Raw genomic sequence first — 25228 nt, 5'->3', positions numbered from 1 at the left:
TGGTCGATAAGGCATCTGTCGGGGGTTCAGCTCGTGGTGCTGGCGGTCGCCTGGAGTTGCGTGAGCAGGGTGCTCACCTCGCTGTGCAGGCGACGCAGCTCCGCCGCCGTGGGGGCCAGCTCATAGCAGTGGTGGTGGGTGGCGGCGGAGAGCGTCGCCCAGGCGAACGCCACCCGGCGGGCGGTTTCGGTGCCCGGACCGAGCCGGCCACGCAGCATCAACTGCTTCGCGCGGCCCTGCCGGCACGCCGCCACGGGCGGCTTCACCCGCCGCCAGTAGGCGTCGATGCCGCCTTCGAGGGCGAGCCGGATCAGGCAGGCGCAGGCCCGCGGCCACCAGCCCGCGGTCACCGCCGTGGCGCCGAGCAGACCGGCCCCGCGCAGCAGTTGGTCGGCCGCCGCCAGGCAGCGCTGTGGCGTCGGCGCGGTCACGACAGCGCCCGCGCCAGGAAGCGGGCGTCCGCGACCAACCCGGGCAGGTCCGCCAGGTACGCCCCGTGCACGCCTTCCCGGCACGCCTGGTACGCGTTCACGGCCCGTCGTCCGTGCCGGCGGAGGAGCTCGTTGCGCACGTCACCACCCCGATCGGCCTCGTCGAACAGCGCCAACGCGACGATGGTGGCGAGCCGTCGGGACGCCGCCTCGATAGCCGCCTCGATGTCGTCATGCGGGACGCCCCGGGCGACCCGCACCCGCCAGACCACCCGCTGGCAGGCCGCCTCGACCGCCGCTCGGCACAGCTCCGCGACCACCGGCCCGCGTACCTCGGCGGGGATCTCCTCGTTGCGCGCCAACGCGGACGCGTCGTCCAGGTAGCGGGTCACCGGGTCGGAGCCGGGCCGCAGCGTCACCACCGACCGCTCGGCGCGGGTCACCTCGATGATGCGGGCGTCGCCGAGACCGAGCCGGCGGACCGCGTCCGGCAGCCGGGTGTCGTGGGTGAAGACCACCACCTGCCGCTGCTCGGCCAGCTCAGCGAGCACGCGGGCGAGACCGTCCACCTTCGACGGGTCCATGCTCTGCACCGGGTCGTCGACCACGATGAACCGGAACGGGCTCTCCGGGGCGCAACTGCGCGGCAGGAAGGTGGCCAGCCCGAGCGCCTGCATCTCGCCCTGGCTCATCACCCCCAGCGCGGTGCCGTTGTCGGCGCCGTCCACACTGACGGGAAAGACCACCCGCCGCCGGGTGTTCGCGCCTTCGAGCGTCATCGCCCCCAGCTCGACGTTGCTCTCCTGCCGCAGCTGGGCCCAGATCCGCTGGGAGTGCCCGGCGAACGGTGCGACCCGCTCGTTGCGGATCTTTCCCGCGGTGTCGCTCAGCCACGCGCGCGCGGCCTTCAACCGGGTCAGGGCCGTCTCCCGTGCCGGCATCCCGCCAGCAGCGGCCACCCACTCGCGCACGTCGGCCGCCGCCGCCCGCCAGCCGGTGTCGCGCTGCCGCAGAAACCCCTCCGCGTACGCGCGGGCCGCGTCCGCCGCCTCCACCACCGCCGGGTAGAGCGCGGCCAGGTGGTCGGCCAGCTCGGCCGGCTTCCCGGGTACGCGTCGCAGCGCGGCCATGGCGTCGCGCAGTGCCCCGACCGTCGGCTCCGACCTGGGGCTCTCGGGCACCGGGAGGTCGTCGATCAGGTGGTGCGTCTGCCGCAAGAGGGCCGTCAGGCGGTTCGTCGCCGTCTGGGCGGCGACGCTGCGCTGCCGAAGGTCGGTGAGCGACTGTGCGGCGGCGGCACGCCACCCACCGTTGAGGGTGCCGGTGGCGCAGACCGGGCACGACCCGTCGCCCTGATCGTCGTGGTGTTCGAGGGCGAGGCGGAGCAGTTCGGCGCTGCGCAGCGCTGCCCGGGACCGGCCGCCGTCGTACCGCTGCGCCTCGACCGTCGCGTCCCGCAGCTGACCGGCCAGCCGGGTCACCTCGTCGACCGGCGGCGGGGCGAGGGCGGCAAGCTCCCGGCAGAGGAGCACCGCCTGGTCGGTGGTCGCCTCGTCGGGCTCGTCGAGGATCGCCGTCACCGTGGCGAGGTCGACCGCGCCCCGGCCGCGCAGCAGTGCGGCGGTCCGCCGGGCCCGGTCGTCGGCGATCCCTTCGAGCGTGCCGACCAGGGCGGAGCGCTGTGCGCGTACCTCCTTGATGGTCGTGCCGTGCGGCCGGGCGGCGCGCAGCAGACGCTGGTCGGCGTCGGTGAGCGCGTCCAGCCCGAGGATCGCGAAGAGCGCGTCGAAGAGCTGACTCTGCGTGCCGGCGGCGAGCTTGCCCAGCTCGGCGGCGGTGAGGAACGGCCGGTACAGCTCCAGCGGGCGGGCCAGACCCAGCTCGGAGAGGCCAGCGTGCTGACCTTCAGCGCTGCTGACGGTCACCTCGGCGTCGGCCAGCTCGGCCCCTACCGGCCAGGCACGGTTCACTCGGGTCGGCGTGGCCACCCCGTCGACCCGCAGCTCCACACCGACCCAGCACGGGTCCGGGTTGTGCAGGTTGCGCCACCCGGTCCGCCACACGCTGGTCTTGTCGGCCCACCGGGCGCTGTCACCGGTGAGGGCGAGCTCGGCCGCCTCAGCGAAGCTGGACTTGCCGGAGCCGTTGCGGCCGACGACCAGGGTGAAACCCGGACCGGGACCGATCTGGATGGTCCGTTCCGGGCCGACGCCGCGGAACCCGGCGACGGTCACCGACTTCAACCAGATCCGTTCCGCCGGACCGTCGCCGGTCGGGGCGCGGGGGCCGAGCCGGGTGGGAGTGCCAGCCAGCGCGGCGGTCAGGTCGTCTTCGCCGGTGAGTGCGGCGAGGACAAGCTCGGCGGTCTCGGCCGGTAAGCCGTCAGCGTCGGCCAGCCGGTCGAAGATCAGCTCGATCAGGGGCGCGGTGGGCTGCGGGGGCTGGGTCATGGTCGTCTCCAGGCGTGTGGTGTCCGCGGGCCGACGACTCGTCGGCCCGCCCGGGGTGAGCGGTGGAAGGGGGGGGAGGCTGCTGTCGCCCCGGCTGGGGCGAGCAGCGGAGTCGGGAGGCGGTGGTGGCCGTCGGACGCTGTAGAGCTGATGTCGCAAACGAATCAGTGGCTCAACGTCGGCCGCTTTCGCTCCGGGCACCCGGCGAGCGGTCAGAGCGTGGAGTTCGCGTGCCAGTCGCCCAGGAACGCGTCGACCAGGGCGTGCGCCCGAGGACGCAGGTCGAAGGACTCCTCCCGCCGACGGCGGGCCATGTGCGACAGGCCGTCGGCGGCCTCGTTGAGGGCGTGGCCGCTGTGCCCCTTGACGTGCGCGAACGTCAGGTCGGGGCGGCGGGCCACCTGCTCGGCGAGCCGGACCAGGGTGGGCTGGGCCGACCAGCGGCGCTCCCGCAGGCTGTAACCGGCCGGCATCGCGCCGGTCTCGCCGGCCTGCCAGCGGTGCAGGTAGCGCAGGGCGGCGAGGCAGTCCAGCAGCACCGTCATGCCCACCGGCGCCTCGTCGTACCCGGTCAGCAGGTAGTCGACCGCGCGTAGCTCGTTGATCAGCACCCGGGAGACGCCGGTCGGGTCGAGCCGGCCGGTGCCCCGGCCGAGCAGGCCGTAGTGGCCGTCGCTTACGACGTACCCGATGCCGCCGACGCGGCCCTTCCAGCTGGCGTCGGTCGCGGCGACCAGCGGCGCGGACGTCGTCGCCCAGCGGACCACCCGGCCGCGGCCGCGCTGCGGGTCGTCGCCGGACCAGCGGTGGATGCCGTGGTCGGCGGCGAGCCGTTCGGCGGTGTTGAGCAGCTCGCCGGCGGAGGTCAGCTCGTCGTAGTGGGCGGCGGTGAGGGCCAAGCGAACGGCGTCGCCGATGCGCTGGCAGGCGTCGCAGCGGGTGGGACGGGTGAAGGCGCGCAGGGTGAGGGCGCGGTCGTGCAGCGGAGGGGGGAGCAGGGCCAGGGCGCGGAGGAACTCATCGGGGCGCACGACGCCTCCTGACGTCTTGTGATGGGGACACGCTCATGGAGTTCTCACAGCTCCGACACGTCGGTCGCGACGGCGGTCAGCTTGTCGCCGGAGCGCTTCGTGCTGGCCGTCTCCTCCTGCCGGACGGAGGCGGAGTCGCCGGTCACCTCGAAGGTGTTGATGATCGGGTCCTCCGCGCCCTTGACCTCGTACGTCACCTCATAGGTGCTGGACGGGTCGAGGCCATCGCCGGTGTAGGTGACGTCGATCCGGTAGGTGATGTTGCAGCCAGCGCTGCCGAAGCACTTCTTCCGCAGCGTCTTGACATTCAGCTTGAAGTCGCCCTTCGTTGGGGCGTCATAGACGGGTGCGGGCGGCGCCGTCGTCGCGGGCGCGGTAGTCGGTGCGGCGGCACTGGTCGGGGCGGACGTGCCGGCCCGCGACTGGGAAGCAGCAGTGGGGGCAGGCTTCCCTTGATCGGACGACTCCTCACCGTTCGTCGTGGCCAGCAGCACGCCGCAGCCGCCGAAGCAGAGCAGCAGCACCAGGACGGTGCCGGCGACGATCCACCGGAGAGGGAACCTCGTTCGGGTGACGGGCTGCGGGCTGGTGATGCCCAGGATCTGGGGTTGAGCCGGCGGTTCGGTCTGCTGGTCCGGCTCGTGCTGGGGCTCGGTCACGGTGTACTCCTCTTCGAGCGGCGGTGGGACAGCTGGTTCGGGGATGCTGTGGAGCTGACGTCGTGAACGGATCAAGCCGACGGGATGCCGACGACCTCGACCTCGACGCCCTCGTTGCGCAGGGACTTCATCGCCCGGTAGAGCGCGACCTGGGCGAAGGTGAAGAGCGAGTCCACGGTGAGCGGCTTGCCGGAGCCGAGGGCGATCGCGGCGGGGGAGGGGTGCGCCGAGGGCGAGCTTCGCGGGACCCGCCCTCGGCGCGGGTGTTCAGCTGAGGGCGACGTCGACGCCGCCGGAGAACATCGAGTCGTGCAGCTCGAGTTTGGTGAGCTTGACGTTCTTCGGGATGTCGAAGACGACGACGCCGTTGACCTGGTTGCCGGGGTTGATGTCGTTGAGGAAGGTCTCGGCGTTCTTGTTCGCGTAGATCGCCGCGCCGCCGTCGGCGGAGTACTCGGTGCCGTCGGCCGCGTACGCCTTCTGGCTGCTGCCGTCGAACATCTGCGCTTCCTTGCCGATGTTCTTCACGTTGACCGTGACCAGGCAGAACTGGCCCTGCGCCTTCGCGCCGATCAGGTCGGTGCCGATCTTGGCGACGCCGCACTTGGTCGACTTGACCGTGAACTCGAACTTGCCGTCCCGGGCCGCCTCGCCCACCTTCGCGGTCTTCGCCGGGGCGTCCTCGCCCTTGTCGCTGCCGCCGGAGCTCGTGGACTTGTCGGCGGCGCCGGAGCCGCAGCCCAGGGCGATGAGGCCGGTGGCGAGCAGAGCGAGAGTAGTGGTCTTGCGCATCGTTGTCCTCCTGATGTGAACGTTGCGGGGTCAATAAGAGCATCGTCCGAGAACACTGTCAACAGACAATCTCACGCTTGACAGACGTGCGAGACTTTCGGCGTGCAGGAGAACCCGACCATCACGGCAGCGGAGATCGCCCGGCTCGCCGGCGTCGGTCGCGCCGCGGTCAGCAACTGGCGCAAAAGGCACCCCGACTTCCCGGCCCCGGTGGGCGGGACGACGGCGAGCCCCGAGTTCGACCTGTCGCAGGTCGAGCAGTGGTTACGCACCCAGGGCAAGCTCCCCGAGCTCGCCACCTCCGACCGGCTCTGGCGACACCTCGCCGCGGCCAGCGACTCCCCAGCAGCCGGGCTCGCGGCCGTCGGCGCGCTGCTGTTGGCCCGCCAGCGCGGCTCCCGGAGCGGCCACCCTGATGCACAGCTCGCGCCGCTGCTGCCCGACGTCGACGCTCTCGCCGACGAGCTGAGCCCGCAGGGCGCGTTCGACGAGCTGTGGCAGCGGTTCTCCGCACCAGGCCCCGGCCGCCCCTTCGCCACCCCCGACGACCTCGCCGACCTGATGATCGGGCTGGCCAGCGTCGGCGGCGGCTCAGTGCTCGACCCGGCCGCCGGCTCCGGCGCCATCCTGCGAGCCGCCGTCCGCGCCGGCAGCACCTCGGTGTACGGGCAGGAACTCGACGAGGACCTGGCCCGGCTCGCCGGGTTGTGGCTGGCCCTGCACGACGTACCCGGGGAGGTCAGCGCCGGTGACTCACTGCGCGCCGACGCCTTCGCCGGCCGCGCCGTCGACGCCGTCGTCTGCCATCCACCGTTCGGCGCCACCAACTGGGGCGACGAGGAGCTCGGCCACGACCCCCGCTGGATCGTCGGCACCACACCCCGTACCGAACCGGAGCTGGCCTGGGCGCAACACGCCCTGGCCCATGTGCGGGTCGGCGGGCACGCCGTCCTGCTGATGCCACCCACGGTCGCCAGCCGCCGCGCCGGCAAACGGATCCGCGGCGAGTTGCTGCGCCGAGGCCACCTGCGCGCCGTCATCGCGCTCCCGCCGGGGGTGGCGGCGCCGCACGGCGTACCCCTGCATCTGTGGGTGCTGCGGCGCGCTGCGGCCGAGGCGCCGCCACCGGCGCGGGCGCTGCTGATCGACGCCGCAGGCGGCGACCTGGCCGACACCGCGCCGCGCGTGCTGGCCGCGTGGCGGGCCTTCGCCGCCGCCCCGGACGGCGACGTCGAGGAGGCCGGGTTCGCCCGCGCGGTCCCGGTCATCGAACTGCTCGACGAGGATGTCGACCTCACCCCCGCGCGCCGGCAACCGGCCGTCGGGGGCGAGGCATCAGGAGAGCATCTGGTACGCACCAGAGAACGACTGGCCGTCATCGTCGGCGAGCTGCCGGCGCTGCTCCCGCAGGTCACGCCCGCGCCCGATGGGCCGGACGGCCTCTTCCTCACCGTAGGGGAGCTGGCGAAGACCGGGGCGCTCCAACTGATCGGCCCGGTCCGCGCCGGCACGTCCACACCCGTGCCCGAAGGGCTGCCGGTGCTCACCGTGCCGGACGTGCTCGCCGGGGTGGAGGCGTCCGGGCGGGTCGACGACCGGTTCGGGCAGGAGATCTTTCTCGCGGTGGGGGACGTGGTGGTGCCGATGATCGCGCGGCAGCTCACCGCGCGGGTGGTCACCGCCGAAGGGGCGCTGTTGGGGCGCAACCTTTATCTCCTGCGGCCCAATCCGGCGGCGTTGGATCCGTGGTTCCTGGCCGGTCAGCTGCGAACGTCGGCGAACGAGAAGCAGGCGTCGAGTCTGTCGGGGACGATGCGGTTCGACATTCGACGGGCGCAGGTGCGGCGGCTGTCGCTCGACGAGCAGCGGGTGCATGGAGACGCGTTCCGGCGCCTCGACGCCTTCGAGTCAGCGATCCGGCAGGCCGCCTCGCTGGGAGCGGAGTTGGCTCAGCTCACCGCCGACGGTCTGGCGCGCGGCTCGATCCGGCCGGACAACCCGCAGTGACCTCAGACCTCGACGATGGGCCAGTCGTCGCCGAGCACCTTTCGCACCTGATCGGCCCGAGACGTGATGAGGCCGGCAGCGCTGCTGATCGCAACGAAGACCGCGTGGCCGGCACCGAGGCGGCCGGCCTGCCGGGCCATGCCCCCAATGACCGGGCAGTCATCGGCCCGGTCGATGTGCAGGGCCGGTGTGACAACCCGCACGGCCGGGTTGCGACGCAGCATCGACAGGTACTCGTGCTCGGTGTGGTCGAGCAGGCTGTATGCCTCGATGAGGCAGACCAGCGGCACGGCAACCGTCGCATCGGCATCGGCCGCCGCCACCATCAGTTCACCAACGGTGTCGACACCCTGGGCGTAGGCCATCAGAGCGCCGGTGTCGAGCACGTAGACCGGTGCGCTCACGCCGCACTCGGCCGGTCGAAGTCGGCGCGGACCTCGTCGACCGGGCGCTCCAGCAGCTCGGCCACCCGGGCTATCGCCGCGTTGCGCATCTCCGGTGTCACCTGGCGGGCCGCCAGCCGCCGTGCCGCGCCCGCTGGGTCGTACGGGAACTCGCCGTGCCCGGCCGCCCGCAGAGCGGCCCGCATGTCGTCGGATATCCGACGGCGGCGCAGCGCTTCGGTGACGTACGCGGAAACCTGGCGGGCCGGGAGCGCATCCAGTTGCTCGGCCACGTCATCAGGAACGGAGATCGTCACACGCCGACTCATACTCGTGAGCCTAGCGAAGTATGAATTCAAGGCCCAGTAGGAACCGCCATTCGGACGCTTCCTCGTTGAAAGTTCACCGTTGTACGGTCATGCGTCCGCCAGGCGTCGCGCCGACAGGGCAGACGAGCAGTTCGGGTGGGTGTCATCGTGAGGGGGACGAATGACGCTGGGCAGAATCGGCGGCTATGACCTGGTTCGGCCGCTCGGCTCAGGTGGTATGGGCGACGTTTTCTTCGCGGTGTCGCCGACCGCCGAGCGGGTCGCCGTCAAGGTGATCAAACAGCATCTCATCGAGGCGCCGACGGTGCGCGAGCGGTTCGCCGCCGAGGTCGACAGCCTCAAGCTGGTCTTTGGCTCCCGGGTGGCCCGACTGGAGGGCGCCGACCCGTACGCGAACCCGGCCTGGCTCGCTGTGGAGTACGTGCCCGGGGCCACGCTGCGTCAACACGTCGACGCGCGAGGGCCGCTTCCGCTGCCGTTGGCTGCCATGGTCGGCGCGATGCTCGCCGAAGGTCTCGCCAAGGTGCACCAGGTCAAGCTGCTGCACCGCGATCTCAAGCCGCAGAACATCATCCTCGGCCCCGACGGGCCCAAGCTGATCGATTTCGGCTTGGCGGTGCTGATCGAGCGGGACGACTACCTGACCGAGCCCGGCGCCCTGGTCGGCACTCCCGCCTACATGTCGCCCGAGCAGGTCAAGGGTGAACGGGACCTCACGCCGGCGGTCGACGTCTATGCGCTCGCCGCGACGCTGGTCTTCGCACTGACCGGGCATGGGCTCTACCCGCCGACCAACTCCTGGAACCTGCTGCTGCGCATCAGCGAGCCGAGCGACCTTCCCGACCTCTCCGAGGTGCCGGCCGAGCTGGTGCAGTTGCTCGGCACGATGCTCGCCTTCGATCCCACGGCCCGACCCGGCCTGACCGACGTTCGCGCCCGGTTGCTCGCGGTCGCCACCGCCACCAGCGGCAAGGGCGTCCACGCCCTGCGGCAGGAGGTGGCGGCGCTCACCTACGACGGCAACACCGAGCTGCTGGTCCCTCCGGACCTGGATGATCCACGACAGGACCCGGAGGCCACACCGGTCACCGAGGCGGACACCGTCCCGGTGCCGGAGACGACACCCACAAAGGTCGACCCCGAGCGGCCCACCAACCCTCGTGCAGACGTCACCTGGCTGGTCGACAAGATGCGCCGCCAGTACGCCCGCCGCTCGACCCTGTAGGAAGGCACACCGTTGACCACCACCCAGGCCGCGACGTTCGCTCCGGGCTCCCGCATCGTCGTCCGCGACGAGGAGTGGCTGATCCGCAGCGTCAAGACCGGCACCGCGGACGGCACGATGGTGAAGGCGGTCGGCGTATCCGAGTTCGTGCAGGACGTCGAGGCGACCTTCTTCACCAAGCTTGAGGACATCACGCCGCTGGTGCCCGAGGAGACGGACCTCATCCAGGACACCTCGTCGCGGTTCCGGCAGAGCCGCCTCTTCCTGGAGGCGGTGCTGCGGCGTACCCCGTTGCCGCGCACCGAGCGGGGGTTGGCCCTCGCCGACCGGTTCCTGCTCGACCCGCTGACCTACCAGCAGCGTCCCGTCGAGTTGGCGCTGTCCGGCCTGCGGCCACGGATCCTGCTCGCGGACGTGGTCGGCCTGGGCAAGACCCTGGAGATCGGGCTGATCCTCGCCGAGCTGATCCGTCGGGGTCGAGGTGACCGCATCCTGGTGGTCTCCCCGCAGCAGGTCCTGGAACAGTTCCAGCGGGAGCTGTGGACCCGGTTCGCGATCCCGCTGGTCCGGCTCGACTCGACGGGCATTCAGCGCATCCAGCAGGAGATCCCGGCTGGGCGTAACCCGTTCACCTACTTCAAGCGGGCCATCATCTCGGTCGACACTCTCAAGGACGCGGGCCAGTTCGGCCACCACCTCGACGCCACGACCTGGGACGCCGTCGTCATCGACGAGTCGCACAACCTCATCAACAAGGGCACCCAGCGCAACGAGTTGGCCCGCCGTCTGGCCGCGAAGACCGATGCGCTGTTGCTGGCCAGCGCCACCCCGCATAACGGCGACAAGGAGTCGTTCGCGCAGCTGATCTCACTGCTCGACCCGGCGGCGATCGCCAACGAGAAGGACTACCAGGCCAGCGACATCGCGCACCTCTATCTGCGCCGCACGAAGATCAGCCCGGAGGTACGCGACCAGATCGGCGACCGCTGGGCCGACCGCGGCCCATCGAAGGCGCTGCACTGCGCGGCGACGTCGATCGAGGAGGAGATCTTCGACGAGCTGACCGATGTGTGGCTGGCCGGCAAGTGGACCGACGAGGCGATCACCGGGCAGCACCGGCTCTTCCCGTACACCTTGTTGAAGTCGTTTCTGTCCTCGCACCGGGCGCTGCACGAGACGGTGACCAACCGGCGCAAGAAGGCCACCGGCGTCGAGCGGGCGGCGCTGGACCGGCTCGCGGAGCTGACTTCCGCGATGACTGACAGCGACTCCAGCAAGCTCAAGGGGCTGGTCGACGAGCTGAGGAAGATCGGCGTCGGCAAGGGCAGCGACATCCGGGCCGTGGTCTTCTCCGAGCGGGTGCCGACCATCAAGTGGCTCGCCGAGGTCGTCCCCGGCATGCTCGGTCTCAAGCCGACCGCGATCCGGGTGCTGCACGGCGGGGTGGCTGACTCCGACGAGCAGACGATCCTGCAGGAGTTCGAGTTGGCCGGCAGTGAGGTCCGGTTGCTCTTCACCGGCGACGTCGCCTCGGAAGGCGTCAACCTGCATCAGCAGTGCCACCACCTGATCCACTACGACATCCCGTGGAGCCTGATCCGCATCGAGCAGCGCAATGGCCGCATCGACCGCTACGGGCAGAAGCACCAGCCGCAGTTCCGCGCGCTGATCCTCACCTCCGACCGTGAGGACGCGAAGGACGACCGGACGGTCTCCGAAAAGCTGCTCAAGCGGGAGGAGACCGCGCACCGCAGTCTCGGCAGTGTCGAGGCCGTGACGGGCCAGTACGACGCCAAGGCCGAGGAGGACCGGCTGGTCCGGGATCTGCTCGCCGGCAAGTCGGTGGACGAGTCCTACGAGGCTGCCCACGCCGAGGTCGACGTGATGGCCGACCTGTTCGGCGACGTTGGCACCGCGCCCGTGGCGGCGGACGTGCCGCTGGCTCGGGTGCCGAAGCTCTTCGACTCCACTCAGGATTTCGTCGACGCCGCCCTGTACGAGATCTACGAGGACCGGCCCGAGGACCACATCGACCTGCGCCGCGAGGACGAGCTGCTGACCTTCCGCGCCCCTGACGACCTGGTGCACCGGCTCTCCGACCTGCCCCGCACCTACCTGCGTGCGCACCGGGAGGGCGAGGACCTGCGGCTCAAGGTCACCTTCGACCGCGCCCTCGCGCAGCGCAAGCTCGACCAGGCCCGGCAGAGTAAGACCCCGATGTGGCCGGACATCGCCTTCCTCAGTGACGTGCACCCGATGGTCGACTGGTTGGTCGACAAGGTCCTGATCCGGCTCGGCCGCCAACAGGCTCCGGTGCTCACCGCCGACGTGGCCGCGCCGACGTTCCTGATCCAGGGCGTCTACGCCAACCGCCTCGGCCAACCCACCGTCGTCCAGTGGATGGCCATCTCCGACCTGCCTGCATCGCCGACAATCCGGCCCATGGACGAGGTGCTGCGCGAGGCCAACGTCGGCCCCACGATGGTCAACCGCGCCGAGGCCATCGCGATCGACCCGCTGAAGGATCTGCTGCCGGCGGCCGTCCATGTTGCCCGGCAGTACCTGGAGGGCAAGCGCGCCGAGTGGGCCGAGGCCAACGCCGAGCCGTTGCAGAAGCACCGCCAGCAGTTGAGCACCTTCAAGCAGGCCAGCCTCATCAATGAGCTGCCCGGCGCGCATCGGGAGAAGCGACGCCAACGCGTCGACACCACCGTGCAGGAGCAGCACGACCTGCTCGACCGTTTGGAAACCGCCGGTGACCCGCTGCTGCGAGTGCTCGCCGTCCTCGTACCGCCCTCGGAGAGTGCCGCATGAGTTTCGAGTCGCTGACCAACCGCGGCGAGTATCTCTCCGCGCACTACCTCGCCGAGATCCTGCCCACCACCCTCAAGGGCGGTCTGCTCAAGCAGTGGGCCGAGCAGGAGAAGGCCGGGGAGGGCACGCCACGCACGAAGCTGCGCGGCATGCGCCGGCAGTACTTCGACGCCAAGACCGAGCTGACCGACGTCGACTTCTTTGACCCCGAGCGGCTGCGCAAGCAGCACCAGGACGTGCTGCGGGCGCTTGGCTTCGACCCGCAGCCGCAGACCATCACCGTCGAGCGCAACGGCCAGGAGTACGAGGTCCGCGTCGCCCACGCCGAGCTGACCACCGCGCACGGCATCGTCGCGTTGGACTGCGGTTGGGCGGTCGACACCGAGGCGGCACAGGACCCGGACGACGCCGGCCGCCTGCTCGACCCGCTCACCCTGTCGAGCACCGAGACCATCGAGACGGGCGCCAAACTCGCCTCCCTGCTTTTCGCCGCCGACAGCCCCAAGCCCCGCTACGTGCTGATCCTCAGCGGTGGCGTGATCACCCTCGCCGACCGCACCGTCTGGGGGGAGGGCCGCTATCTGGCCGTCAGCCTCGACACCGCGTACGCCCGCAACGACGACAAGGAACTCGACGTCGTCGCCGCACTCTTCGGCGCCGACTCGCTGCGCCCACCGGCCGAGGGTGGCACCGAACCCCTTGCCGACCTGGTCGCCGGCTCCCGCCAGCACGCCGTGGGCGTGTCCAGCGAACTCCGCGAGGGCCTGAAGGTCTCCGTCGAACTCATCGCCAACGAGGTCCTCGACCAGATCCGCCAGGCCGGCCACCACCCGCAGCAGGTCATGGACCTCGACGAGCTGGCCAAGGAGTTGGGCCGGGAGTCGCTGCGCTACCTCTACCGGATCCTGTTCCTGCTCTACGCCGAGGCGCGACCCGAGTTGGGCGTGCTGCCGGTCAACGATCCCCAGTACGTCGAGGGCTACAGCCTCGCCCGTCTCGGTGACCTCGTCTCCCGCCGTCTCGCCCCCTCCGCCGAGGATGGCACCCACCTGTACGAGTCACTCGACCTGCTCTTCCGCATGGTCAACGAGGGGCACCGGCCGCGCGGCGGCGCGGACGTCGAGGAGAAAGCCAGCGAGGGGGAGGGGCTGCGCTTCGAGCCGATGCGCTCCGACCTGTTCCTGCCGGAGAAGACCAAGCTCATCGGCCGACTGATCCCGGTGCCGAACCTCGACGACGACATGGACGATGACGAAGCTCCGAAGATCGACACTCGGCTGCGCAACAAGGTCCTCTACGAGGTGCTGCGCCGGCTGATGCTCACCAAGGGTGGCAAGAAGCGCCGCGGCGGCTTCATCTCGTACGCCCAGCTCGGCATCAACCAGCTCGGCGCGGTCTACGAGGGCCTGATGTCGTACACCGGGTTCGTCGCCACCGAGCAGCTCTACGAGGTCGCCAAGAACGGCGACCCGAAGGACGGCTCGTGGATGATCCCGGCCTCGAAGGTCGACGAGTACGACGACGGTGTCTTCGTCTACAAGGAAGACCCCTACACCGGCGTCCGCAGCCGGGTCAGCTACCAGCCCGGCCAGTTCGTCTACCGGCTCGCCGGTCGGGACCGGCAGACCAGCGCCTCCTACTACACCCCGCAGTCGCTCACCGAGGTCACCGTCCAACTCGCGCTGAAGTACCGCCTCGACCAGGACGACACGGTCACGCCCGCGCGCGAACTGCTGGACTGGACGATCTGCGAGCCCGCGCTCGGCTCCGGCGCGTTCCTCAACGAGGCGATCAACCAGGTCGCCGCCGAATACCTGCGCCGCCGCCAGAAGGAACGCGAGATCACCCTCGACCCGGAGGACTACCACCTCGAACTCCAACGGGTGAAGGCGTACATCGCCCTGCACAACAGCTACGGCGTCGACCTCAACCGCACCGCCGTCGAACTGGCCGAGGTGTCGCTCTGGCTCAACGTCATGCACGCCGGCCTCCAGGCCCCCTGGTTCGGCCTGCACCTGCAACGCGGCAACTCCCTCATCGGCGCCGGCCGCAAGACCTACGGCCCGAAGCAGCTCGCCGACAAGTCGTGGCTCACCACCGCCCCGAAGGAGCAGCCCTTCCGGGACGGGCCGATCGACGAGGGCACCATCCACCATTTCCTGCTCCCCGCTGACGGCTGGGGCGCGGTCGCGGGGGAGAAGGAGGCCCGCGAGCTGGCGCCGGCCGAGACCGCGAGATTAAAGGCATGGCGTACGGCGATGAAGCGCACGCCGTCCGCCAAGGGCAAGAACTCGCAGGTCCAGCGGTTGCAGGCCCTCGCTCGGCGGGTCGAGTTCCTGTGGGGGCTGGTGCAGCAGCGGCTCGACATCTCCGAGCGGGAGATCCGCCGCGATATTGCGGTGTGGGGCGCCGACGACCTGCCGCCGGTCACGGAGGCGGTGCCGCGGGAGGAGATCCTCGCCGACCTGACCGCGCCGGGCACGCCGTACTGGCGGCTCAAGACGCTGATGGACGTGTGGTGCGCGCTGTGGTTCTGGCCGCTGGACAAGGTCGGGCTCCTTGACGGCTCCGACCCGGCCTACCCGGCCGCGCCTGTCCAGGTCTCACACATCAAGGACGAGCCGGCGTACGAGGAGCCGGCCGTCTACGAGACCGCGGACATCTTCGGCAACGTGCAGCCACAGCAGATGAAGCTGCCGACCAAGCCGACCGGTGGTACGCGGCGGATGACGGTGGCGGAACAGCTCCGCCAGCAGGTGCCCCTGTCTGACCTGGATGACTGGCTGACGTTCGCCGAAGCGCTCATCGGCCGGAGCGACCTGGATGAGAACACCGAGCGCTTCTACGGACGGACGCTCACGAGCTTGAGCGAGATGAGCGAGTTCGAGCGGAAGCTCGACGGCGTCATCGGCGTCGACTCGCCGTGGACTCTCTCTGACCGGTTCCCCTGGCTCCTCGGCGCCGAGCGGATCGCCGAGCAGCAGGGCTTCTTCCACTGGGAATTGACGTTCGCCCAAGCGTTCGCCAAGGGTGGCTTCGACCTCCAAGTGGGCAACCCGCCGTGGGTACGGCTGGACTGGAAAGAGGACATTGTCCTTGCTGAACATGAGCCATGGTTCCGACTAGCAGATAAGCCTTCCGTCGAATCGTGGCAGGCTCGCGAGATTAAGCTGCTATCAGCGGAGCATTTCCGGTGGAGTTACCTGTCGGAGTTGGTGAACAATGTCGCGCAGGTTGCATTCTTGGGGGGTGCTGCAACATTCCCGTTGCTCGCCGGCACGCGTCCCGATCTTTATCGTGCTTTCATGTGTAGAGTCTGGAGTCAGATCGGCGTTACTGGGTGTAGTGGTTTGGTCCATCCCGATACTCACTTCGGCGGGACTAAAGACGGTCCGTTGCGAGCGGCTGCTTACAGACACCTGCGGATTCATGGTGGCTTCATCAATGGGGCGAACTGGGCCTTCGCGGATGGCAGCCGCGATCTGGAGTTCGGGGTGCACATTTATGGGCCCGAAGCGGATATAAATTTCCTGCATCTGAGTCAGTTATATGCTGCGAACGTCTTGAACGAGTCCTTGGTGCATGACGGAAGTGGGTCTGTTCCCAGTCAGAAGTATCAAGGGTCGTGGGATCGGCGGCCGCATCGCGCCAGGGTTGTGCGGGTGAACGAGAGGGCTTTGGCGATCTGGCGCAGGCTTCGAGGTGAGGGTGATGGTCAGGTGGGCCAGACGCCACTGCTGCAGCCCATTTCCATTAACGAAGAGAAGGCAATTGCCGCTCTAGCATCTTATGGTCAACGGCTCTCGAGTTTGCAGCCACGGATTAGCTTCGGCTATGACGAGGCGAAGTCGAAGAAGCAGGGCCTCATCGTCTTCGAGCAGACCGTTCCGGCGTCCTATCAAGACGTTATCCTCCAGGGCCCTCATTTCGGAATCGCTAGCCCGGTAAATAAGCAGCCAAGGGTCCCTTGTAGGAGTCAAAACGATTGGGACTCCTTGGATGTCTCTTCGATCGCGGCCGACTTCATACCGCGTACGAATTACGTCCGTGGTGGCACGGGTGTCGCCGCCCGCGACGCCGAGGACATGTGGGAAGGTGCTAGCTACACCCAGTATTATCGCCTAGTCTGGCGGGCCATGATTAACCCAAAGAGTTCCGAGCGATCTCTTTTTGCTGCGTTGCTTCCCCCTGGTCCAGCGCATGTGCATGCGGTTCATAGCATGGCACTCAAATCGAATTGCGAAACCGCTCTAGCCGCCGGCTTTTGGGCTGCCCTGCCTTTGGATTACATGTTGCGGATTACGGGTCGCACGAATCACGGTGCCACCGAGGCTAAAGGCATGCCGGCAGGAAGTGTAGATCACCCCTTGGCGCCGGCACTGTTGTTGCGAGCTCTGCGATTGAATTGTCTGACCTCGGCCTATTCCGGCCTCTGGGCGGAGTTGTCCGATGCTTCGTGGGAACGGGAGATTTGGGCGGCAGATTGGACCGGTCTTCCTTCGCTGAACACTGTAAGCCGGACCTGGGAGCGCGGAACGCCGCTGCGGACTGAGCGCGCGCGTCGGGCTGCCCTCGTGGAAATCGACGCCCTGGTGTCGGTATGGCTTGGTATGGACGTCGATGAGCTCATCGCAATTTTACGTTCTCGGTACCCAATCCTCGCTGGCAGGGAGGAGCAAATGTGGTTTGATGCAGCAGGTCGAAGGATTGCGGCAGACCCGTATGCATCTGGATTTGGACAGGCCAGGGAACATTGCGAGCAGTTGATGGCGCACCTAGATGATCCGCAGCGAAATTCGGTGCCAGAGGGGTATAGGGCGCCGTTTTACAAGGCGGATCGGGAGAACGAGTATCGGCAGGCGCATGCCGTGTTCAGCAAGCGGCTCCAGGATGCGATCGACGCGGGCTGGCAGCCTTCGTAGCCCGCTATCCCTCTTCAATCCCGAAGGAGAGCAGATGGCTCCGAGTACCCACCAGAAGCACCAGGCTGGGCGGCACCTCGCGGTGGCTGAGGCACTGTTGCACGGCCTTTCGGCGAGCCTGCACGGTGCGCAGACCTTCGTGACGATCAACGGAAGGACGGCGGCTGTGCAGGTCGCCGCGCAGGGAGGCTGGATGTTCGCGGACATCGACAGGATGACGGCGATGTCGGTCTACACCGGGCAGGCCGTGGCCACCACGGCAGCGGAGCCGCCGGCCCGCTAGGTCCTCTACGTCCTCGTGGACGTGACCGACGGACGCCGGGACTTCTACGTCGTGCCTGGAGACGACCTGCGTGCCGGGGTGCGCGAGCGGCACGATGAGTTCATGGCGAGCGTTGGCGGCGTTCGCCCGCGCAACCCGAACAGCCGACATGCCGCGATCTACCCGGCGAACGTGGAGGCATGGCGGAACCGGTGGTCGTTGTTCGAGGACGTGGCCCAGCCCGCGACTGGGGACGCGGTCTCCTGATCGATTGCGCGACGGGAGCGTCCGGCGGGTCCGCCGGCTGCGCTCCCGTCTGATGTGCGGCTCAGCGCCCAGACTTGGTGACCCGGACGAAGCTGGTCCAGGCGGCGGGGGAGAAGGTGAGGGCGGGTCCGGCCGGGTCCTTGCTGTCGCGTACCGCAACGAGGCCGGGCAGGTTGTCGGCGACCTCCACGCAGTTGCCGTTGTTGTCGCCACTACGGGTGCTCTTCCGCCACTGGGCACCGAGCAGGTCGTCAGCCATGGTGGACCTCTTCCTTGATCTTGCCGATCATCCTCCTTGATTGTTCCTCATCGAGTGCGAGGTCGAGGAGGCTCGCCCAGACCTTCTCGTAGACCGCGAACTCGTCTGGCCTGTCCAGGTAGAGGGCCCCGGTCACCGACTCGCTGTAGACAACGGACTGATCAGGGACGACTCGGTTGACGAGTGGGAAGTCGAGCATGACGAAGGCCCCCGCCAGTGCGCCGTAGTGGGCACCGGCCGACAGCGGCAGCACGCGGATCGACACGTTGGGTAGCTCGCTCCGTTCAAGAAGGCGGTCCAGTTGCTCGGCCATGATTGCTGGACCGCCGACGCGTCGAAGCAAGACGGCCTCCGACAGGACCCATTCCAGCTTGGGTGCCTTCGGCAGCCGACGAACAAGTACCTCCTGTCGGCGTCGGCGGACTTCCAGAACCTCTTCCAACTCGTCAGCCGGCATGTTGAGGCGGTTTTGGTAGACGCCGCGCGTGTAGTCCGGAGTTTGGAGCAGCCCAGGGACCAGGGTGTCGTCGTGCTCCCGGAGCCGTGATGCGGCGGATTCCAGGCCGACGTACAGCTCGAACCAGTCGGGGACGGCGTCGCCGTACGAGTGCCACCAGCCCTTGGCCTTGGTTTCGTTGGCCAGGGCGGTGAGGGCGCCGGCCAGGTCGGGTGTCGCCCCGTACAGCTCGCACATGCCCTTGACGTCGAGTGCGCGGACCGGGCCGAGCCCGGTCTCGATGCGCCACATCTTCTGTCGACTGCACTGCAGCGCCTCGGCCGCGCCGTCCAGCGTCATCCGCGCCTCGGTGCGCAGCTCGCGCAGCGCCCGCCCGAGCTGCCGTCGCGGCACTGTCGATCCCATGTCGTCGGCCATCGGCTCCCGCCCTCTCCACGTTGCATTTTGTTACATCCGGACGCCATCGGTGAAACACGCGGCCGTTGCCGCCGAGAATCAATGTGATTGGGTGCTGCCACGCAAAGCGATTATGTGTCTGACCATACAAGACACCCCCGACAGTAGCCATGAACGCGCAATTCCTACGCGCGTCTGATCGGCGTACTGTCGGGGGTGGAATGTTGTAGAGCGAGGTTTAGAGTTCGTGGCGGATCCGGGCCAGGCCGCAGGTGAGCAGGATGCCGAGAATGACCAGCCCGACCCTCATCCAGGGCACGTCGTTGCTCGGCCGGACGCCGATGGAGACCGCCACCGCCAGTTGGGCGGTGAGGATGAGGCAGATGACGACACTCAGCACCCGGTATCCGACCCCGTAGAAGGACCACCAGGTCACGGTGCCGAACACCGCCGGGACGGCCATCAGCAGGCTCAGCCCGATCAGCGGCGTAGCGAGTTTCCACCGCAGCAGGGCGCTTGGAGCCATGGGCGATGTCTGTCGGATCACCTGTCGATCACCAGCAGGAAGAACGGCGCGTCGGTCGGGCAGGGGACGCCCGGGTGTCAACCATCGGAACGCTCATCCGCCGAATTCTGCCAACCAGGATGGATTCCGTGGTGCCTGGAAGCGGTAGCACGTTGAGCGCAGGAATACCGTCTCATCCGCCGCCGTCGAGGACCCGGACGACCAGGACGGTGCCATCCCGGCCGAACGAGTACACGCTGCCGTCGGCCGGCGGCGCCGCTTGCCTGCCGAAGAAGGTCGGCGCGTCCCTCAGGTAGGCGCTGATCCGGCCCTCGGCCAGCTCGCGGTAGAGGTGGCTCTCCACGCCTCGGAACACCTCCAGGACCCTACGCCGATCCAGGGGTGCGCGGTGTCGGGTGCCCTCCGCGAAGAGCCCGTTGGGTAGCGCAAGCGTCGCCGCGCTGTTCGTCGCCCACGCCGGGTCCAGGTCGAACAGCACTGGCTGGGATCTCGGACCCTCCGTTCCGCGCTGGCGGGGCGTGGCATAGCCGCTGGCGGCTTCGCTGTTTCCGGCGAAGAGCAGGGCGGTGGCCGCCACAGCGCGGGTCAGGATCTGGGTGAACCAGCCGCGCTGTTGCTCGGGAATGTCGAAGACCTGGGGTGCGCCGGGCGGCAACTCCTCGGCCAGGTCCGGCTCGGCGGTGGTCTCGTTGGTCGGGGCCGGTACGCCGGTCGACGCCTGTCTCGCTTCCGCCTCGTCGGGGGTGGCCGTGCGCGGTCGCCAGAACTGGTCCTCGGGGCTGGTGCTCAACAGGCCGTCCAGTTCCTCGTCATCACCGAACCACAACTCGTCATCCCCGGGCGGATCGAGCACGTAAGCGGTGATCCCGGCCTGGGTGAGGTGCGAGGCGACCATCAGCGACGGTGGGTGACTTCCGCCCACCGACAGCGCCTCCACCTGCACGGCGGCTCGGGCGAGTTGCCCGTGGATAAAGCTCGGCGGCCCGTGAGTGCCCTTGCACTCCAGGATCACGATCTTCATCCGCCTGCGGGTCTTCGTGGCGTGATGGCCAAGCAGGATGTAGTCCGGCCGCATCTTGGTGCGCGAGACGGACTCCACCGCGCCGACGCCGTCCACGAAGCCAGCCTTCAACGCCACCTCTGCGTCAACCGCGTGGAACGTCCACCCTCGGTACTGTGTGCGAAGCAGACGCTTGGCGACCACGAGGGCCAGGCCGATGCCCAACTGCTCGGACTGGGTCACCTTGTGGTGATAGACGACCTCGTTGGCATCCGGCGTCAGAGCGAGACGCCCACCGTTCTTGGTCAGCGTGGCGCAGTAGCGGACGGCGGCCCAGTGCCGAGCCACCTGCGACAGCGGGGACGCGGTCAACAGGGTGGTGGCCACCCCCAGCTCATGCAGCACCTGCGCGGGCGTGGTCCGCATGCCGCCCTTGCCGACGTCCACCGGGGTCAACGTCTTGTGGTGCCAGTACGCCTCGCGCTTCTTGGCGTGGGTCTCGGCGTACCGGAGCACGTCGTCGACGAGCTGATCGGAGGAGTTGAGCGCCAGCAGCGACTGGTAGCTCAGAGACCGTACGAGGGAATCAATCTCCACGCCCACCCCCGGTGCTGACGCACTGCACGAGACAGGCACCCAGAGTGATCGAAAAATCTCAGAGTGTCAATGCGAAAAGCCTTCGGTCTCAGTCGGTGCCGTCGGGCATCGACGCCGCGATGCGCTGCCGTGTTGCGGCCGCACGAGCGTCATCAAACCCGGATAGCAGCGAGTGAGCCTCCCGCCGGTGCTGTCCGGCCTCATCGGGGCGGCCCGCCGCCGCCAGCGCGGTGGCCAGGTGGTCCAGCGTCAGGGCGAGGTGCCAATCGTCCCCGAGTTGGCGGTGCACCGCCGCCGCGCGCAGGTGGAACACGATCGCCTCGTCGGCCTGCCCAAGCTCCCGGCATGCCTCCCCGGCGCCATCCAGGGCCATCGCCTCCCGGCTGCGGTCACCGAGCCGGCGCTGAATCGTCGCGGCCCGGTGCACTGCCTCCAACGCCTCGGCCGGCCGGCCGAGGGCGCGCAGCACCCGCGCGTACTCCACCAGCCAGTGCCCCAACCACAGCTGGCTCGCGCCCTCGGCGATGGCGATGGCCGCCTCGATCGCGGCGAGCGCCTCCCCGGTGCGTCCGAGTTCCCGCAGGGTCATGCTCAGGAAAAAGAGCGAGTTTCCCTCCTGCCCCCGGTCGTCAATCTCCCGCTGCACCACGAGCGCCCGTCCTAGCAGGTCGGCAGCCTCGGGCAGGTCACCCAGCTCGTAGCGGGTCTCGGCGAGGTTGCTCAGCAGCAGGGCCTGCCACCGCTGATTGCCGAGCCGTTCGAAGATCGCCAAGCTCTCGCCGAAGTGGGTGAGCGATTCGGTGAGGTGACGGCGGCGCAGGCCCAGCAACCCAAGAGCGTTGATTGACACTGCTGTGCCGTACTCGTCGCCGATCTCCTGCCGAATGACCAGCGCGGCCCGATGGTATTCGGCGGCCTCGGTGAGCTGGCGGGCCTGGAAGTGGGCCTTGCCGAGGCTCTCCAGCGTCTCGGCTTCGCCCCGCCGGTCGCCGAGCGTGCGAGCCGCGGACAGCCCAATCCTGGCCGTGGCGAACCAGCTTTCGAAGGCGTTCTGATGCATGAAGACGCTACGCAGCAGCGCCGCCAGCTGCCAGGCGATCTGCGGTAGGCCGGCCTCCGCGGCCACTCGTGTGGCCGCCACCAGGTTGTCCCGCTCGGCGTCGAACCAGGCGTCCGCCTCGGGGTTAGTCGTGAAGGCGAGCGGCGTGACGTCGGTCGGAGGATCCAACGGTACGGTCCGGTAGAAGGGCAGAGTACGGGTCAGCGCGGCGTCGGCGGTGTGCAGATACCAGTCCAACCCACGGCGCAGTGCCGCCTGCCGATCCTCTGTGCTCTCCAGGTGCCGGACCTGGTCGACCGCGTAGGCGCGCAGCAGGTCGTGAAGTTGGTAGCGCCCCGGCGCGCTCTGCTCCAACAGGTGCGCGCTGACCAAAGCGTCGAGCGGCTGCCGTACCCGGGACACCGGCCCGCCGGTCAGCGCGGCGGCGGCCGGGGCGGTAACGTCCGGGCCGGGGTGCATCCCGAGCAGTCGGAACAGCCGGGCGGCCGTCGGGTTCAAGGCGCGGTAGGACCAGGCGAAGACCGCGCGTACCGCGTCGGACTCCTCGTCCTCCTCAGCGGTGAGCGCGTCCCACAAGGCCGACTCGTCGCGCAGATCCTGAATGAGCTCGCCGAGAGGCATGAACGGTCGGCCCGCCGCCCGCTCGGCAGCGATGCGCAGAGCGAGGGGAAGCCGGGCGCAGAGTCGCGCCAGCTCGGTCAGCTCGTCGGGGTCGTCGCCGCTGCGGTAGGCCGAGGTGATGTCCCGCAGCAGGGCGACCGCGTCCTCCTCGTTCAACATGCGCAGGGTCAACCGTCGGCCGCCGTCGCGGGTGGCCAACCCGGAGAGCATGTTTCGACTGGTGACCACGACCAGGCAGCGGTCCGTGCCCGGCAGCAGCGGGCGCACCTGCCGAGCCGTGGCGGCGTTGTCCAACACCACCAGTACGCGCCGTCCGGCCAGTCGGGAGCGGTACAGCGCCGCCCGTTCGTCCGGGTCGGCGGGCACCGCCGAGGGCGGTACGCCGAGGGCCCGCAGGAAGCGGTCGAGAATCTGTTCCGGCTTGGCCGGCTCGCCCGGGTCGTAGCCGCGCAGGTTGGCGTAGAGCTGCCCGTCGGGAAACCTGCTCCGAATGCTGTGCGCCCAGCGCAGGGCGACTGAGGTCTTACCGACGCCGGCCGTTCCGGTGATCACCGACAGGCTGACATTGACGCTCCCTTCCCCGTCGGTCAGCAGCCGGTTGAGCGTTTGTAGCTCCTCCACCCTGTTGACGAAACCGCGGACGTCACCGGGGAGTTGTTGCGGTCGCTCCTGGGAAGCTGCCTCGCCGTGGAAGTGCACACCGCCGTACACGTCGCGGGCCTGGACCAGCTCCGCCGGTCCGGACAGCTCGGACCGATTCACCTGAGCGGGCCGCTGTCCGGCTCCGTCCGACCCGGCGCCTTCCATCTCTCACCCCGGGTGGGGAGGTCCCAATGGCGCCACCACACGGGCGAAGAACTCGTCGAGCGGCTCACCGCCCTGGTAGAGCGACTCGATGAAGGATTGGCAGCTTGCCACCAAGTCGGGGTCACGCCAGCGGCGGGCGGACGCCAGCACACCGTCGGCGTCGTAGACGGCCTCGTACATCACCTCGGTGCCGAGCGTGTAGATCTCCGGAACCTGGCCGTCCGACTCGGCTGCCGCCACCGCGTCCGCGCCGATCACATGGGTCAGACCGCCGTACTCGTGCCGCAGCCGCAGCACATGCAGCTCCCATTGAAGGTAGGGCGTGAGGGGCTCTTCGATGACCCGTACCCGGCGGGTGGCGAACCCGTTCTCGGCAATCCGCCGGTAGTAGCTCTGGAACTCGGGACGGCGCGCGTCGAGAATCCGAAGCGAATCCTTCCACCGCCCGTCGGCAAACGCCTGCCAACCCTCGTCCCCGGGCTCCTTGAAGGTCTGCTGGCGTTCCAGCTTCCAGAAGCCCGGATCGCCGGTCTGCCAGAACCGATCCTCAAAGTCCGCCCAGTAGTCCTCCAGGCGGAGTCGCTCGCCAGGATCCCCGCGGAACAGGTCATGCATCAGGTATATCCACCTTCGCCGCGATCATTGTCGATCGGGGAATGATGATAAGCCGCTCGCCCGGATCCACTGAGACACCGGCCGGAAGTCGTTCCTGGTACGTCTCGGTGAGGTCCTGCCCGATCACCGCGATGTCGCCGTTGCTCAACTCCCAGACGTCGGGGCAGCTGCCGTCGCCGGAGGTGTTGCCCAGCTCGTGGGAGGACCTACCCCAACGGCGCGTGAGCTCGGCGGCAGGGTCCGCTTCCCAACGCTGTCCGCTCATGTTGACCTCCGAGGCTGGGTGTTCGCGTGAGCACCCAGGGTAACATTGAGCCCGCTTGATGACTGCCGCCCGTGTTTTGTCTCCCCGAGCGGGCGCGATGGCGGGAGGCGGAATTATGACCGACCCGATCATGGTCACCGCGGCGACGACGCTCGTCGCGTGGGCGACCACCGAGCTGGCCCAGACCGGACGGGCGGCGGTGTCCTCCCTGATCGGATTCCTGCGTACCCGGTTCCAGCACGAGCCAGCATCGCGTGCCGCCATCGAGGGCGCCTTGCAGCAGCCTTCGCCCGAAACCGTGGGCCGTCTCGCCGAGCTGCTGGACCGTGAGTCGCGCCGCGACGCGGCCTTCGACGCCGAGTTGCGTGCGCGGTGGTCGCAGGTCGAGGCCACCATCGCCGAGAGTGCCGGCGGTGTAGCGAACTCGGTCTCCGGTGACGTGCACGGGCCGGTGGTGCAGGCGCGGGACGTCCTCGGGGGAATTTATCTCGGCGACGGCCCGGCCCGAGCCTGACGACAGGGCGCAGCCGGCGGACATCTGACGCGCTCGGTGTCGGTCCAGTGCTCGTCAGCGGGCTTTCCTGTGGCATCAGGAGCAACGGCACGTTCCCAGAATCGACGGCACCACCCCGCACGCGAAACATGTGTCTGGCTGAGGTGCCCGCACCGCCGAAAAGGACATCGACGCTGGCCGGCTGCGAACCGGTCGTGTGGCTCGCGGTTCCTGGAGAGCCGCTTCCACCTGTTTCAAGGTCGCCATCGGCCAGCCGCGCCCCTGTACCTGCTTGGTCAGCTTCTTCATACCGAGCTGCGGATACTTCGCCCGCATCGCGCGAGCCACCTCGGCGAGGGTTTGCCTTCCTCGTGCGGCCGCCGGCGTGCTCGCTGGCTTGGCCGCGGTGCGTGGACTAATCACGGTGACGGTGTCCTGCTGCTGCTTCGGTGCAATCTTCGGTGCTTCCGAAGGGCGATTGGGTAACGGTTGGCGCCGAGGCGGGGCAGGATGGGCGCGCAAAGCTGCGCGAACCTGGTCAACGGAAACCTGTGACCAGC

General features: G+C 68.9%; 21 protein-coding genes. 7 read left to right on the top strand and 14 right to left on the bottom strand.

Translation table 11 applies throughout. From position 1 onward, the window contains the following. Positions 1–26 precede the first annotated feature (26 nt). The 5 genes from OG811_RS29310 to OG811_RS29290 form a co-directional block, all read right to left on the bottom strand. The gene (locus OG811_RS29310) at positions 27–431 is read right to left on the bottom strand and encodes a hypothetical protein (RefSeq protein WP_406070360.1); all 405 of its coding nucleotides are present in this window, start codon (positions 429–431) and stop codon (positions 27–29) included. Next, positions 428–2881, bottom strand: a complete 2454-nt coding sequence (locus OG811_RS29305) for an AAA family ATPase (protein WP_406070359.1) — start codon at positions 2879–2881, stop codon at positions 428–430. Before OG811_RS29305 ends, OG811_RS29310 begins: the two co-directional genes overlap by 4 nt. Before the next feature lie 212 nt (positions 2882–3093). Further along, a complete protein-coding gene (locus tag OG811_RS29300; protein WP_406070358.1) occupies positions 3094–3912 on the bottom strand; it encodes a ribonuclease HI in 819 nt (272 codons plus the stop codon). Between the two features lie 44 nt (positions 3913–3956). Beyond that, positions 3957–4571 (bottom strand): hypothetical protein, encoded by a 615-nt coding sequence (locus OG811_RS29295; RefSeq protein WP_406070357.1) that lies wholly within the window; start codon positions 4569–4571, stop codon positions 3957–3959. Between the two features lie 267 nt (positions 4572–4838). Then, on the bottom strand, positions 4839–5363 hold the full coding sequence (locus tag OG811_RS29290) for a DUF4352 domain-containing protein (RefSeq protein ID WP_406070356.1): 525 nt from the start codon (positions 5361–5363) through the stop codon (positions 4839–4841). Positions 5364–5465: 102 nt separating this feature from the next. On the opposite strand from OG811_RS29290, the gene OG811_RS29285 reads away from it, so the two are divergent. Further along, a complete protein-coding gene (locus tag OG811_RS29285) occupies positions 5466–7370 on the top strand; it encodes an N-6 DNA methylase (protein WP_406070354.1) in 1905 nt (634 codons plus the stop codon). A 2-nt stretch (positions 7371–7372) separates the two neighbouring features. On the opposite strand, the gene OG811_RS29280 is transcribed toward OG811_RS29285, so the two are convergent. Further along, a complete protein-coding gene (locus tag OG811_RS29280; RefSeq protein ID WP_406070352.1) occupies positions 7373–7774 on the bottom strand; it encodes a hypothetical protein in 402 nt (133 codons plus the stop codon). Then, entirely contained in the window at positions 7771–8082 is a 312-nt protein-coding gene (locus tag OG811_RS29275; RefSeq protein ID WP_406070351.1) for a hypothetical protein, read from the bottom strand. The genes OG811_RS29280 and OG811_RS29275 overlap by 4 nt, the downstream gene beginning before the upstream one ends. Before the next feature lie 160 nt (positions 8083–8242). Between OG811_RS29275 and OG811_RS29270 the strand changes: the two genes are divergently transcribed. The 5 genes from OG811_RS29270 to OG811_RS29250 are packed head-to-tail and all read left to right on the top strand — an operon-like array spanning position 8243 to position 17572. Then, positions 8243–9307 carry a serine/threonine-protein kinase gene (locus OG811_RS29270; protein WP_406070349.1) on the top strand — a complete coding sequence of 355 codons (1065 nt, stop codon included), beginning with the start codon at positions 8243–8245 and terminating at the stop codon, positions 9305–9307. Positions 9308–9319: 12 nt separating this feature from the next. Then, positions 9320–12121 (top strand): SNF2-related protein, encoded by a 2802-nt coding sequence (locus tag OG811_RS29265; protein ID WP_406070348.1) that lies wholly within the window; start codon positions 9320–9322, stop codon positions 12119–12121. Further along, positions 12118–17043, top strand: a complete 4926-nt coding sequence (locus OG811_RS29260) for a class I SAM-dependent DNA methyltransferase (RefSeq protein WP_406070347.1) — start codon at positions 12118–12120, stop codon at positions 17041–17043. The genes OG811_RS29265 and OG811_RS29260 overlap by 4 nt, the downstream gene beginning before the upstream one ends. A 34-nt stretch (positions 17044–17077) precedes the next feature. After that, positions 17078–17326, top strand: a complete 249-nt coding sequence (locus OG811_RS29255; protein WP_406070345.1) for a hypothetical protein — start codon at positions 17078–17080, stop codon at positions 17324–17326. A 21-nt stretch (positions 17327–17347) separates the two neighbouring features. Further along, entirely contained in the window at positions 17348–17572 is a 225-nt protein-coding gene (locus tag OG811_RS29250) for a hypothetical protein (RefSeq protein ID WP_406070344.1), read from the top strand. A 61-nt stretch (positions 17573–17633) separates the two neighbouring features. Here OG811_RS29250 and OG811_RS29245 read toward each other — a convergent pair whose 3' ends face one another. From OG811_RS29245 to OG811_RS29215, 7 genes are all read right to left on the bottom strand, one after another. Then, positions 17634–17831: a DUF397 domain-containing protein gene (locus OG811_RS29245; RefSeq protein WP_406070342.1), complete on the bottom strand. Its 198-nt coding sequence runs from the start codon at positions 17829–17831 to the stop codon at positions 17634–17636. Then, the gene (locus OG811_RS29240) at positions 17824–18705 is read right to left on the bottom strand and encodes a helix-turn-helix domain-containing protein (RefSeq protein ID WP_406070341.1); all 882 of its coding nucleotides are present in this window, start codon (positions 18703–18705) and stop codon (positions 17824–17826) included. The genes OG811_RS29245 and OG811_RS29240 overlap by 8 nt, the downstream gene beginning before the upstream one ends. Before the next feature lie 217 nt (positions 18706–18922). Further along, entirely contained in the window at positions 18923–19210 is a 288-nt protein-coding gene (locus OG811_RS29235) for a hypothetical protein (protein ID WP_406070340.1), read from the bottom strand. A gap of 172 nt (positions 19211–19382) precedes the next feature. Further along, complete coding sequence (locus OG811_RS29230) at positions 19383–20807, bottom strand: hypothetical protein (protein ID WP_406070338.1); 1425 nt, start codon at positions 20805–20807, stop codon at positions 19383–19385. 88 nt (positions 20808–20895) lie between these two features. Continuing rightward, a complete protein-coding gene (locus OG811_RS29225; RefSeq protein WP_406070336.1) occupies positions 20896–23250 on the bottom strand; it encodes an ATP-binding protein in 2355 nt (784 codons plus the stop codon). 48 nt (positions 23251–23298) lie between these two features. After that, positions 23299–23910: a DUF6879 family protein gene (locus OG811_RS29220; RefSeq protein WP_406070335.1), complete on the bottom strand. Its 612-nt coding sequence runs from the start codon at positions 23908–23910 to the stop codon at positions 23299–23301. Next, the gene (locus OG811_RS29215) at positions 23903–24175 is read right to left on the bottom strand and encodes a hypothetical protein (protein ID WP_406070334.1); all 273 of its coding nucleotides are present in this window, start codon (positions 24173–24175) and stop codon (positions 23903–23905) included. The genes OG811_RS29220 and OG811_RS29215 overlap by 8 nt, the downstream gene beginning before the upstream one ends. 115 nt (positions 24176–24290) lie before the next feature. Between OG811_RS29215 and OG811_RS29210 the strand changes: the two genes are divergently transcribed. Continuing rightward, complete coding sequence (locus OG811_RS29210; protein WP_406070332.1) at positions 24291–24689, top strand: hypothetical protein; 399 nt, start codon at positions 24291–24293, stop codon at positions 24687–24689. The last annotated feature ends 539 nt before the right edge of the window (positions 24690–25228 follow it).

Source organism: Micromonospora sp. NBC_01638 (assembly GCF_045209745.1).
Taxonomy (GTDB): Bacteria; Actinomycetota; Actinomycetes; order Mycobacteriales; family Micromonosporaceae; genus Micromonospora.
Note: the sequence above shows the minus strand (reverse complement) of the source record. Positions and strands in the feature narration are given on the sequence as shown.

Excerpts from the sequence above, each read along its gene's own strand:
- OG811_RS29305 (WP_406070359.1), bottom strand. The coding sequence starts at position 2,881 with ATGACCCAGCCCCCGCAGCCCACCGCGCCCCTGATCGAGCTGATCTTC.
- OG811_RS29290 (WP_406070356.1), bottom strand. The coding sequence starts at position 5,363 with ATGCGCAAGACCACTACTCTCGCTCTGCTCGCCACCGGCCTCATCGCC.
- OG811_RS29275 (WP_406070351.1), bottom strand. The coding sequence starts at position 8,082 with ATGAGTCGGCGTGTGACGATCTCCGTTCCTGATGACGTGGCCGAGCAA.
- OG811_RS29270 (WP_406070349.1), top strand. The coding sequence starts at position 8,243 with ATGACGCTGGGCAGAATCGGCGGCTATGACCTGGTTCGGCCGCTCGGC.
- OG811_RS29260 (WP_406070347.1), top strand. The coding sequence starts at position 12,118 with ATGAGTTTCGAGTCGCTGACCAACCGCGGCGAGTATCTCTCCGCGCAC.
- OG811_RS29255 (WP_406070345.1), top strand. The coding sequence starts at position 17,078 with ATGGCTCCGAGTACCCACCAGAAGCACCAGGCTGGGCGGCACCTCGCG.
- OG811_RS29245 (WP_406070342.1), bottom strand. The coding sequence starts at position 17,831 with ATGGCTGACGACCTGCTCGGTGCCCAGTGGCGGAAGAGCACCCGTAGT.
- OG811_RS29240 (WP_406070341.1), bottom strand. The coding sequence starts at position 18,705 with ATGGCCGACGACATGGGATCGACAGTGCCGCGACGGCAGCTCGGGCGG.
- OG811_RS29235 (WP_406070340.1), bottom strand. The coding sequence starts at position 19,210 with ATGGCTCCAAGCGCCCTGCTGCGGTGGAAACTCGCTACGCCGCTGATC.
- OG811_RS29220 (WP_406070335.1), bottom strand. The coding sequence starts at position 23,910 with ATGCATGACCTGTTCCGCGGGGATCCTGGCGAGCGACTCCGCCTGGAG.
- OG811_RS29215 (WP_406070334.1), bottom strand. The coding sequence starts at position 24,175 with ATGAGCGGACAGCGTTGGGAAGCGGACCCTGCCGCCGAGCTCACGCGC.
- OG811_RS29210 (WP_406070332.1), top strand. The coding sequence starts at position 24,291 with ATGACCGACCCGATCATGGTCACCGCGGCGACGACGCTCGTCGCGTGG.